The 12305-nt window shown below is 46.8% G+C and carries 11 protein-coding genes; all 11 read left to right on the top strand.

What is annotated here, in order from left to right:
• Positions 1-18: 18 nt before the first annotated feature.
• The 11 genes from asd (at position 19) to BLQ44_RS02200 (ending at position 12264) form a co-directional block, all read left to right on the top strand.
• Positions 19-1065 carry an aspartate-semialdehyde dehydrogenase gene (gene asd, locus BLQ44_RS02250; protein WP_093191568.1) on the top strand — a complete coding sequence of 349 codons (1047 nt, stop codon included), beginning with the start codon at positions 19-21 and terminating at the stop codon, positions 1063-1065.
• A gap of 25 nt (positions 1066-1090) precedes the next feature.
• On the top strand, positions 1091-2311 hold the full coding sequence (gene dapG / locus BLQ44_RS02245; protein ID WP_093191565.1) for an aspartate kinase: 1221 nt from the start codon (positions 1091-1093) through the stop codon (positions 2309-2311).
• Positions 2312-2327: 16 nt separating this feature from the next.
• Positions 2328-3197: a 4-hydroxy-tetrahydrodipicolinate synthase gene (gene dapA, locus BLQ44_RS02240; protein ID WP_093191563.1), complete on the top strand. Its 870-nt coding sequence runs from the start codon at positions 2328-2330 to the stop codon at positions 3195-3197.
• 99 nt (positions 3198-3296) lie between these two features.
• Positions 3297-4004: a ClpP family protease gene (locus BLQ44_RS02235; protein ID WP_093191560.1), complete on the top strand. Its 708-nt coding sequence runs from the start codon at positions 3297-3299 to the stop codon at positions 4002-4004.
• Positions 3982-4176 carry a YlzJ-like family protein gene (locus BLQ44_RS02230; protein WP_176757395.1) on the top strand — a complete coding sequence of 65 codons (195 nt, stop codon included), beginning with the start codon at positions 3982-3984 and terminating at the stop codon, positions 4174-4176. Before BLQ44_RS02235 ends, BLQ44_RS02230 begins: the two co-directional genes overlap by 23 nt.
• A 79-nt stretch (positions 4177-4255) precedes the next feature.
• Positions 4256-6484, top strand: a complete 2229-nt coding sequence (locus BLQ44_RS02225; RefSeq protein ID WP_093191554.1) for an FtsK/SpoIIIE family DNA translocase — start codon at positions 4256-4258, stop codon at positions 6482-6484.
• 165 nt (positions 6485-6649) lie between these two features.
• Positions 6650-7375, top strand: coding sequence for a GntR family transcriptional regulator (locus BLQ44_RS02220; protein WP_093191551.1), 726 nt, complete (start codon positions 6650-6652; stop codon positions 7373-7375).
• 112 nt (positions 7376-7487) lie between these two features.
• Positions 7488-8609, top strand: coding sequence for a BMP family lipoprotein (locus tag BLQ44_RS02215; RefSeq protein WP_093191549.1), 1122 nt, complete (start codon positions 7488-7490; stop codon positions 8607-8609).
• Positions 8610-8734: 125 nt separating this feature from the next.
• Positions 8735-10261 (top strand): ABC transporter ATP-binding protein, encoded by a 1527-nt coding sequence (locus BLQ44_RS02210; RefSeq protein ID WP_093191546.1) that lies wholly within the window; start codon positions 8735-8737, stop codon positions 10259-10261.
• On the top strand, positions 10261-11307 hold the full coding sequence (locus tag BLQ44_RS02205; protein WP_093191544.1) for an ABC transporter permease: 1047 nt from the start codon (positions 10261-10263) through the stop codon (positions 11305-11307). Before BLQ44_RS02210 ends, BLQ44_RS02205 begins: the two co-directional genes overlap by 1 nt.
• Positions 11308-12264: an ABC transporter permease gene (locus BLQ44_RS02200; RefSeq protein WP_093191541.1), complete on the top strand. Its 957-nt coding sequence runs from the start codon at positions 11308-11310 to the stop codon at positions 12262-12264. It abuts the gene before it with no gap.
• The last annotated feature ends 41 nt before the right edge of the window (positions 12265-12305 follow it).

Below are 12305 nucleotides of genomic sequence, written 5' to 3'. Positions count from 1 at the left end.
CCAGGGAAGGGGATTATTATGAGTAACAAAACAGCAGTAAATGTAGCCGTTGTCGGTGCTACCGGAGCGGTAGGACAAAAAATGATTGAAACATTGGAAAATCGTGATTTTCCGATAAATGAACTGAAACTTTTATCTTCGAGTCGCTCAGCGGGCTCCAAAGTCACCTTTAAAAATGAGGAGTATACCGTAGAAGAGGCGCAACCGGAGAGTTTTGAAAATATAGATATCGCTCTATTCTCTGCAGGGGGTGGCGTTTCCAAAAAGCTTGCACCTGAAGCAGTAAAACGTGGAGCGCTTGTTATAGATAATACGAGTGCTTACCGCATGGATCCGGAAGTTCCGCTTGTGGTCCCTGAAGTGAATGAAGCAGATATCAAAGAAAATAAAGGGATTATCGCCAACCCTAACTGTTCTACGATCCAAATGGTGGCAGCTCTTCAGCCGATCCGAAATCGTTACGGGCTGAAACGCGTGCTCGTTTCCACCTACCAGGCGGTCTCCGGTGCAGGAAATGAAGCGGTGGATGAAATGAATGAACAATCGAAAGCTATGCTCAACGGAGAAGAGTACGATGCTTCCATTCTTCCTGTCAAAGGAGATAAGAAACATTTCCCGATTGCATTCAACGCGCTTCCGCAAATCGACATGTTCGAAGACGACGGATATACGTTTGAAGAAAAGAAAATGATCAATGAAACGAAGAAGATTATGCATATGGATACCCTGCCTGTTTCTGCAACTTGTGTCCGTCTTCCTTTCGCTGTGTCACACGCTGAAAGTGTATATGTGGAAATTGATGACGAAACAGTTACAGCTCAGGATTTCAAAGAAGTCATCGGTGCCGGTGAAGGTGTGACCCTTCAGGATAATCCTTCCGAACAGGAATACCCTACACCGCTATCAGCTGCAGGCAAAAAAGATGTGTTCGTCGGAAGAATCAGGAAAGACCCTGATGTAGAAAATGGATTCCACCTTTGGGTCGTATCGGATAACCTTCTAAAAGGGGCAGCTTGGAATTCCGTACAGATTGCAGAAAGAGTCGTAGCTAATAACTGGTTATAATCCAAGGATTATTGAGGTGTAAAGAATGGAAATTGTAGTTCAGAAATTTGGAGGGACCTCCGTCCGGGATAAAGAAAGCCGTGCCCGGGCGATGTCCCATATTGAAAAAGCAGTGAAGGAAGGGTACAAGGTAGTCGTCACTGTCTCTGCCATGGGACGTAAAGGAGAGCCTTACGCAACGGATACGTTGCTCAGTCTCGTCGACTATCCGAACACCACCCTCTCCTCAAGGGAACAGGATCTTATCATGTCATGCGGGGAAGTGATCTCGTCGGTCGTCTTCTCGGATGAACTCTCTAAGAGTGGGGTGAAATCTACAGCACTGACCGGAGCTCAGGCTGGATTTTTGACCAACAGTGATTTTACCAAAGCGAAAATCGTCGACATGAAACCGGACAGAATTCTTCAGGAGTTAAAAGATCTGGATGTCGTGGTTGTAGCCGGCTTTCAGGGGAAGAATGATGACGGAGAAACGACGACATTCGGACGCGGAGGCAGCGATACGACTGCGGCTGCGCTAGGAGCGGCTCTTAATGCGGAGTACGTTGATATTTTTACAGATGTCGAAGGTATAATGACAGCAGATCCTAGAATCGTAGAGTCTGCTCGTACAATGGAACAAATTACTTATAATGAAATCAGCAATCTCGCTTATCAGGGAGCGAAAGTTATACATCCCCGTGCGGTAGAGATAGCGATGCATGCAAAGGTACCGCTGCGTGTAAGATCGACCTATTCCGATCTCCCTGGCACTCTCGTGTCCGCTTCTGTGGAAGGAGAGAAAGGCAGTGATATCGATGATCGGTTGGTCACCGGCATCGCTCACATGACCGGAATCACACAGCTTACGATTCCTGTGGAGAATGAAAATGGTGGGGTACAATCCAAAGTATTCGGAATGATGGCCGATGCAGGGATTTCTGTAGATTTTATCAACATCTCCCCGCAATCGATCGTCTATACTGTCGATGCTACGTTCACCGATAAAGCTGTCGGATTGCTTGAAGATGAAGGGTTCCATCCGATGGTTAAGCGAAATTGTGCGAAAGTATCAACGGTAGGAGCCGGTATAGCTGGTGTGCCTGGTGTTACTGCGAAAATCGTCAATACTCTGACGACGGCCGGGGTCCAGATTCTCCAGTCCGCCGATTCTCACACGACGATATGGGTGTTGATCAAGGAGGATGACATCAAAGAGGCTGTTAATGCTCTCCATTCGATTTTTCAATTGAACGAAAACAGATAAAAAAGGGGAGATATAAATGGATTTCGGTCGCGTGTTGACTGCTATGGCTACTCCGTTTGATGAACATGGGCAAGTCGATTTCCTGAAAATAGATGAACTGGTCGATCATCTCATTGAAAATGGAACGGAGGGATTGGTCGTAGCAGGAACGACGGGAGAGTCGGCTACTCTTTCCTTTGATGAAAAAGTTGAAGTGTGGCGCAGAACCGTGAAAGCTGCGGATAAAAGGGTGCCGGTGCTCGCCGGATCCGGAACGAATGGTACGCAGGAGTCTCTCGAACTCTCTCTTCGGGCTCAAAACACAGGGGTAGATGGTCTTATGCTTGTGGTCCCTTATTATAATAAACCGAATCAGGAAGGGCTCTATCTTCATTTTAAGACCATTGCTGAGAGAACAGACTTACCGATCATGGTTTATAATGTACCGGGGCGAACGGTCGTAAGAATGACGCCCGAAACAGTTATAAATCTTTCCAGGGTACCTAGTATCGTGGCTGTGAAAGAAGCGACCGGGGATTTGAGTGCGATGGCTCAGATGGTGGAAGAAACCGCTGATGATTTTTATGTTTACACCGGAGATGACCATCTGACCTATCCTTCTTATGCCATAGGGGCTCATGGGGTCGTCTCTGTCTCCGCTCATGTGGCAGGGAGTATGATGCAACAAATGCTGAATCATTTCGATAAAGGGGAAACGAAAGAAGCAGCGAAACTTCATCGAAAACTTGTTCCTGTATGCAAAGGGATGTTCATTGCACCTTCCCCTGCACCTATCAAAGCAGCCGTGAAAAGAAAAGGGCTTGATATTGGCGGCGTCCGTTTACCGATGGTCCCGCTGACAGTTGAAGAAGAAAAATTTGTGCACGATCTTGTCGATCGTTTGTAGAAGCTTGCGGATAAATCCCGCAGGCTTTTTCTCTTAGGTGCAAAAGTATATTACTCGCTTTTGATTGCCATACTAGGCAATAAAAGGCGGGTGGATTGTATGGCAGAAGAAAATGAAAATAATCAGGAAAGTTCAATCGTCCAGAAAATCAAGGAATTGGGACAGTCCAATGTCCCGGATCCCGGTACATCGCCGGTTCATGTGTTATCCATCATCGGACAGATCGAAGGACACATCCAGCTTCCTTCCAAAAACAAAACGACCAAATATGAACATATTCTTCCTCAATTGATAGCCATTGAACAGAACCCGAAAATCAAAGGGTTGGTCGTCATTTTGAATACGGTGGGAGGAGATGTGGAAGCAGGGCTTGCCATTTCAGAGATGATCCATTCCCTTTCCAAACCCACGGTATCTATTGTTCTTGGTGGCGGTCACTCGATCGGTGTTCCGATTGCGGTCGCGACGGATCGCTCTTTCATTGTAGAAACGGCTACGATGACGATTCATCCGATTCGACTGAATGGCCTCGTGATCGGTGTTCCGCAAACGTTCGAATACATGGATAAGATGCAGGACAGGGTAATCAACTTCGTTACGAGCCACTCCCGTATAGAAGAAGAAACATTCAAAGAGCTTATGTTTGCAAAAGGAAACCTCACAAGGGATATCGGTACGAACGTTGTTGGAAAACAAGCAGTTGAATATGGTCTCATTGATGAAGTGGGCGGAGTGAAAGAAGCGATGAGTGTGATGAATGAGTGGATCGGGAAGGAGGCGGAGAATGATGCATTACACTCCACTTGATCCCGAGGATATTCTTGAAGAGGAAGAAATCCATGAGAAAGAGAAGGCATTTGGGGAGAAGTTTCTCATTTTCCGGGGGAACAGGATGGAACGTTTGATTTCCACGGATCCCAATGATTTCATGAATCCTGAATTACAACCAGGTCTGTGGTTGAAATCGACGGATGTATGATATAATTAGATAGAGTAAGAATGCAGGGTGCCCAGGGTTGAAGGCATCCTGTTTTTTCGTAAAATCTGGGGAGGACCATATGGCAAACAGAAAAAGGAACAAGAAAAAGAAATCGAAAATAAATGATCAAATCCGCTTCGAGTTGATCGGGCTGTTATTCATAGCTTTATCTATCTTCGGCAGTGGGATTCCTCTATTGAACGCAGGTGCAATCCCCGGGTTTTTGACATATTTCTTCCGACTGATCCTCGGTCTATGGTATATCGTCATCCCGGTCGGATTACTGATAATCGGAGTGTATCTGATGATCAGACGCAAGTGGCCGCTTATTCAGAAAAAGCGAGGGATCGTCATGGTGGCGCTTGGAGTGCTGCTTGTCAGCCATGCACAGGCCCTTTCTCAAAGTGCGGGAGGAGTGTTTTCTTCCACTTGGGAATTATATCGTACGGGAGAACCTTTCTTTGAACTGGGGGGAGGGTTCACCGGAGCCATTTTATACAGCCTTACATACTTTTTGTTCGGCCAGGTAGGATCGATCATTGTAGCTGTGTTCCTGGTAGTCATAGGAAGCATGATGATAAGAGAATGGTCTCCGGCTGAAAAACTGACAGCATTGTGGGAAAGAAGGAAGAAGCTTCTCAAAAAACGAAAGCGTAAGAAACCACAACCTGACAAACAGCAGGACCAATCTGAAGATAATGAGGTGACTGTTGAAGAGGAAATGGATCACCGAGTAGATCAGCCGATCATTCAGGATTTCACGGAGCAGGCGAAGGTTGGGAAGGCTAAGGAGTCTACACCTACTGAAGAAAAGGAATCTCCCCCTCAGCAGGAAGAGAAGGAAGTTTCCCTTGCTACAGCGGAAATGGAGAATCATGATTATGAACTGCCGGGCTATGAACTTCTGAAAGCTCCAGAGGGCACGCCGCAGAGTCAGGATAGGAGTCATATTCAACGTACCGTGAAAAAGCTTGAAGCGACTTTCGAAAGTTTTGGCGTAAAGGCGAAGGTTACGAAAGTGCACGTAGGACCTTCCGTTACAAAATATGAAATCAATCCTGATACCGGAGTGAAGGTAAGCAAAATCGTGAATCTGCATGATGACCTTGCTTTGTCTCTGGCTGCCCGGGATATCCGGATAGAAGCTCCGATCCCGGGGAAATCAGCCGTGGGTATTGAAGTTCCTAATCAGGAGATTTCCATGGTTACATTAAGAGAGGTTTTGGAAACGACCTCTCTCTCCAAAGAACAGAAACTAGGGTTTGCTCTCGGAAGAGATATATCCGGGGAGGCCGTGATGGCGGAGTTGAATAAAATGCCTCACCTCCTTGTAGCAGGCGCGACCGGAAGCGGGAAAAGTGTATGTATCAATGGAATCATCACAAGTATCCTGATGCGTGCCAAACCTCATGAAGTAAAAATGATGATGATCGATCCCAAAAAAGTGGAGCTTAACGTATATAACGGGATTCCACACCTGCTTTCTCCGGTAGTGACAGACCCGAAAAAGGCTTCCAGAGCACTCAAAAAAGTCGTCAGTGAGATGGAAAGACGGTATGACCTTTTCTCTGAAAGTGGAACGAGGAATATCGAGGGATACAATCATTATATTAAGAGACATAATGAATATGAAGGAGATGATCAGCCTACCCTTCCTTACGTCGTCGTGCTGGTTGATGAACTTGCGGACCTCATGATGGTCGCTTCGAACGAAGTGGAAGAGTCCATTACAAGGTTGGCTCAAATGGCCAGAGCTGCAGGTATACATCTGATTATCGCTACACAGCGTCCTTCCGTGGACGTCATTACAGGGGTGATCAAGGCGAATATTCCTTCAAGGATTGCCTTCAGTGTTTCCTCTCAGACAGACTCGAGAACCATTCTCGACTCAGGTGGGGCAGAAAAACTTCTCGGCCGTGGAGATATGCTGTTCACACCAGTAGGGGCCAATAAGCCTACGCGTGTCCAGGGAGCTTTTCTGTCTGATGAAGAAGTAGAGAAAGTGGTGAACTTCTGTGTCGAGCAGCAAAAAGCCCAATATCAGGAAGAGATGATTCCTGAAGAAGAAAGTGAAGTACAACAGGAAGTGGACGATGATCTTTATCCGGAAGCCGTGCAAATGGTGGTGGAAATGCAGAGTGCCAGTGCCTCAATGATTCAGCGAAGGTTCCGGGTAGGGTATACAAGAGCCGCCCGACTCGTTGATGCCATGGAAGAGAACGGGATCGTCGGACCTTCTGAAGGTAGCAAGCCGAGAGCTGTACTCGTATCCCAGGTAGAAGAGAAGGAAGAAGTTCCCGAGAATTAAATCCTCGGGAATTTTTTCTTGAATTCGAAAAAATATCAAAATTGTCACAAGACTATTTATTTATCGACGAAAAAGTGTTATATTTATCTCAAATAATATGTGTCGAACGTCAGAGGTCAGATCTCCAACATTCGAACCATGAGAGAAGGTAGAGGAGGTGGGTAAATGCCAATTAAGCAGGATCCCAGACATTTATATCTACAAGTCATCGAACAATTGAAGAAGGATATCAAAGGAGGCGTCTACAAAGAACGGGAAAAATTACCCTCGGAATTCCAACTCTCTAAGAAATTGGGAGTATCTCGTGCTACCCTTAGGGAAGCCTTGAGGATTCTCGAAGAAGAGAATCTCGTTACGAGAAGACATGGCGTCGGAACTTTTGTGAACCCGAAACCTATGTTCTCCGCAGGTATCGAAGAACTCGATAGTGTGACAGGGATGATAGCTGCATTCGGGAAAAAGCCAGGTTCCCAGTACTTATCAGCTGAACTGGTGGAACCTACTGAAGAGGATCGTGAGAGATTCCATCCGATAGAATTACATAAGATTGCGAAACTCGAACGTGTACGAACAGCTGATGGAGAACCGGTCGTTTACTGTGTCGATAAGTTGCCGGAGGGCGTCATCCCTTTAAAAGATGTGAAAGAAACGGATTCCCTGTTCAACTTAATTGAAGAATACACTCAGAAGACGATTACGTACGCAGTTACTCATATAGAGCCAATCGGGTACCATGATATCGTTTCTCCCGTATTGAAAAGTGCTCCGGAAGAAGCTTTGCTCCTTCTGAAGCAAATGCATTACACAGCAGATGATGAACCGCTGCTTCTATCATTGAATTACTTCAGGGCAGACAAGTTCAGTTTCCATGTTTTAAGACGTAGAGTGTAAGGGTTTTCAATTGTATGATATATTCCATTGGGGGAGGTGAGGCCCTTACGGGTAAGAAGTCTTCAGGTGTACAAGGTAGTATTTTCAAAAATTTGAAGGGGGATTTATAACTATGCGTCGTGTTTTATTTCTGTTAACTCTAGTATTAACACTTGGTATTTTCCTGGCTGCCTGCGGTTCTTCCGATGAAGGTGGAGATTCCGAAGACTCCGGCGGAGATACGGGTTCCCAGGAAGAAGGGTCCGGTAGTGAAGGTGAAAGTGGCGGTGACTTCTCTGTTGCGATGGTTACAGATACAGGAGGGGTTGACGACAAATCGTTCAACCAATCTGCTTGGGAAGGACTTCAGGCTTTCGGTGAAGCTCAAGGGCTCGAAGAAGGAGAAGGGTTCGACTATGCACAGTCTGAGAGTGATGCGGACTATACAACGAACCTTAACCGTCTAGTTCGTGAAGAGTATGATCTCATTTTCGGTATCGGTTTCCTTCTTCAACCTGATGTTGAAAAGGTAGCTTCTCAGTTCCCTGAGACGAACTTCGCTCTTGTTGATGCGGTTGCTGAAGGTGATAACGTTGCGAGTATCACGTTCAAAGAGCATCAGGGTTCTTTCCTTGCCGGTGTAGCAGCTGCACATAAGACACAGTCCAACCATATCGGTTTTGTCGGCGGTGTCGACAGTGAACTGATCAACAAATTCGAATCCGGCTTCCGTGCTGGTGCGAAAACAGTAAACCCTGATATTCAAATCGACGTTCAGTATGCGGAAAGCTTCAACTCTGCAGACCAGGGTAAACTGATTGCTTCTAACATGTACTCCCAGGGTGCCGACGTTATCTACCACGCTGCCGGCGGAACAGGTAACGGTGTATTCTCTGAAGCGAAAGACCGAGTACGTGGTGGAGAAGAAGAAGTCTGGGTCATCGGTGTAGACCGTGACCAGCACGATGAAGGTCAGATCAACGACCAGAACGTTGCACTTACTTCTATGGTTAAGCGTGTAGATATCGCTGTTCAGGACGTTTCCACACAAGCGATGGAAGGCGAATTCCCTGGTGGCGAAGTAGTTGAATATGGACTTGAGGATGATGGTGTCAGCCTTGCGCGCACGAACGAAGAAGCGCTTGGAGACGAAATCATTTCTGCTATCGAAGAATGGAAGCAAAAAATCATCGACGGCGAAGTAGAAGTACCGCAGACTCGCGAAGGTGCGGAAGAATACATCTCTTCCCTTTAATGGTAATGAGAGGAGAGGTCGGCACAACCCGGCCTCTTTCTATCTCAAAATCATCAAAGGAACTCATCTGTGCTTCCTTTGATGATTTTGAACATAGAAAAAATGCAAGAGTGGGGGAGGATCTCATGGACTATGTAATAGAAATGCTTAACATCAGGAAAGAGTTTCCTGGAATAGTGGCGAATGATGATATTACGCTGCAGGTACAAAAAGGAGAAATCCATGCGCTTTTAGGAGAAAACGGTGCAGGGAAATCGACGCTGATGAACGTCCTTTTCGGTCTTTATAAACCCGAAAAAGGTAGCATCAAAGTCAATGGGAAAGAGGTAAATATCGAAGACCCGAACGTAGCGAATGAACTGGGTATCGGAATGGTGCACCAGCACTTCATGCTCGTAGATACGTTTACCGTAACGGAGAATATCGTACTGGGAAGTGAGCCGAGTAAAGCAGGTACGGTCGATATCAAGGCTGCCGAAAAAGAAGTGCAGGCTTTGTCTGAAAAATACGGGTTGAACGTAGATGCCACAGCGAAGATCCGCGATATTTCCGTAGGTATGCAACAGAGGGTGGAAATATTGAAAACGCTTTATAGAGGCGCGGAGATTCTTATTCTCGATGAACCTACGGCCGTCTTGACTCCTCAGGAAATCAAGGAACTGATCCAGATCATGCAGGATCTTGTGAAAGAAGGGAAATCGATCATTCTTATCACACACAAACTGAAAGAGATTATGCAGGTGTGTGATAAATGTACAATTATCCGTAAAGGGAAAGGGATCGGTACCGTCGATGTAAACGAGACGAACCCTACAGAACTCGCTTCCTTAATGGTTGGAAGAGAAGTCAACTTCAAGACGGATAAAACACCCGGTTCTCCTACAGAAACCGCATTAAGCATCAAGGATCTCAGGGTGAAAGATAGCCGCGGGGTGGAAATGGTTAAAGGGTTGAACCTGGATGTCAGAAAAGGGGAAATCCTGGGAATCGCCGGCGTAGATGGAAATGGCCAGACAGAACTCGTCGAAGCGCTTACCGGTCTTAAGAAAAGCTCTTCAGGCCAAGTTTCTCTGAACAACAATTCGATTTACAATCTTGAACCGAGAAAAGTGACAGAAGCTGGAGTAGCTCATATTCCGCAAGACCGTCACAAACACGGATTGCTCCTAGACTTTCCGATCGGGGAAAATATGGTGCTTCAGAATTATTACATGGAGCCCAATTCGAAGAACGGCATTTTGAACTTCAAAAAGATTTATGAAAAAGCCCGTTCACTTATCAAAGAATATGATGTAAGAACGCCTGATGAATATACAAAGGCGAGGGCTTTATCCGGTGGTAACCAGCAAAAGGCGATCATCGCCCGGGAAGTGGACCGCTCGCCTGATCTTCTCATAGCTGCTCAGCCTACGAGAGGCTTGGACGTCGGTGCCATCGAATTTATTCATAGTAAGCTTATCGAAGAACGGGATAAGCAAAGAGCTGTATTGCTCGTATCTTTCGAACTTGATGAAATCATGAACGTCAGTGACAGAATCGCTGTCATGTTCGACGGACAGATTATTGCAGAAGTGAAACCGGAAGAGACGGACGAACAGGAGCTGGGTCTTTTGATGGCCGGAAGAAAGTCGGAAAAGCGAGGTGAAGCATAATGTTCAGCAATCGAACTTTTAATATCGTAGTACCGCTCATCTCTGTCGTACTGGGTCTTCTGGCAGGAGCGTTGATTATGCTTGCATTCGGATACAATCCTGTGGCCGGTTATGCAGCTATGTGGAATGGAGCGTTTGGAGATGCCTACTTCCTTGGAGAAACCGTTCGACAGGTCACGCCATACGTTCTTTCGGGACTTGCCGTGGCATTCGCCATGCGGGCAGGACTCTTGAACATCGGTGTTGAAGGTCAGGTCATCGTAGGGTGGCTTGCGGCGGTATGGGTCGGTACAGCATTCGGCATGCCTCCGGTTGTTCATGTGATTGTGGCGTTGCTGGCAGCTGCTGTAGCCGGAAGTTTATGGGGATTTGTGCCTGGTCTGTTAAAAGCGAAGCTCGGAGTTCATGAAGTTATCGTTACCATTATGATGAACTACATAGCTCTTTATCTATCCAATTCTATCATCAGAAGTCTAATGACTGACGGCTCAGACCGTACGGATAACGTAGCTGAAACAGCTTCACTTGCAGCCCCCTGGCTGAGGGAAATCACTTTCTTCTCCCGGATCCACTACGGTTTTGTCGTAGCGCTTCTCATGGCTTTCACCATGTGGTTCGTCCTTAACAAAACGACGCGTGGTTTCGAGCTGAGAGCGGTCGGAAGTAACCCGTTCGCTTCTGAGTATTCGGGTATGAAAGTAGGAAGAAATATCATAATCGCTATGGTCATTTCCGGTGGTTTCGCAGGACTTGCAGGGGCTATGGAAGGTCTTGGTACGTTCCAATATGCTTCCGTAAGTTCCGGGTTTACGAATATCGGTTTTGACGGGATCGCTGTAGCCCTTCTTGGTGCGAACACTGCCATCGGTGTCGTGTTGGCGGCTATTTTGTTCGGGACACTGAAAATCGGTGCACTCAACATGCCGACAGAAGCCGGGGTACCGACGGAGCTCGTTGATATTGTAATCGCTCTGATCATTCTTTTCGTAGCATCCGGTTACATTATCCGTTGGGCATTCCTGAAATTCAGCAAGGAGGGGAAATAAATGGGATTTTTTGAAGCGTTAGCAATTATGGTTTCATCTGCACTGGTATTTGCTGCCCCTCTGATTTTCACGGCGATCGGCGGCGTATTCAGTGAAAGGTCCGGGGTCATCAACATCGGATTGGAAGGTTTAATGGTTATGGGGGCATTCGTAGGTATCGTATTCAACCTTACGTTCGCTGATACGTTCGGTTCCATGACACCCTGGATCTCTATGCTTGCAGCTATGGTTCTTTCCGCCATATTCGCTCTCGTTCACGCGGTCGCTTCGATTTCATTCCGAGCCGACCAGGTGGTGAGCGGGGTAGCGATCAACTTCCTGGCACTTGGTGTAGGATTGTTCCTGACCCGCGAGTTCTATGACCGTGGTCAGACGGATATCATCAGTCAACCTTTCTATACGTGGGATGTGCCTTTATTGTCTGATATCCCGATTCTCGGAAGGATGTTCTTTGAGAACTATCCATCGACGTATCTTGCTATTGCAGTCGCACTCATCGGTTGGTTCGTCTTATTCAAGACTTCCTTCGGTTTACGCCTTCGTGCTGTAGGGGAACACCCGATGGCGGCTGATACGAACGGGATCAAAGTGTACCGTATGCGTTACATCGCTGTTATGATCTCAGGTGCGATGGGTGGACTCGGAGGAGCTGCTTATGCATTGACGGTAGCTCAGGCGTTCTCTCAAGCTACGATTGTCGGGCAAGGGTTCATGTCACTCGCCGCAGTCATCTTCGGTAAATGGCATCCACTCGGAGCACTTGGGGCAGCGATATTCTTCGGTTTCGCCCAGGCAATCAGTATCAATGGTGCCAGTTGGCCGCTGTTATCCAATATACCTCAGGTCTTCCTACTGATTCTTCCTTACGTGCTGACGATACTTGCACTCGCAGGATTCATCGGCAGAGCGGAAGCGCCAAAATCACTCGGAGAACCTTATATCAAAGGAAGTCGTTAAGCATATAACCCGGCCGACGCCGGGTTATATGTTTTTACTTT

Origin of the sequence: Salimicrobium halophilum (genome assembly GCF_900100295.1) — a bacterium.
In the GTDB taxonomy this organism is placed as follows: Bacteria; Bacillota; Bacilli; order Bacillales; family Halobacillaceae; genus Salimicrobium; species Salimicrobium halophilum.
The sequence above is the reverse complement of the archived record's forward strand: the minus strand, read 5'-3'. Positions and strand labels throughout refer to the sequence as shown.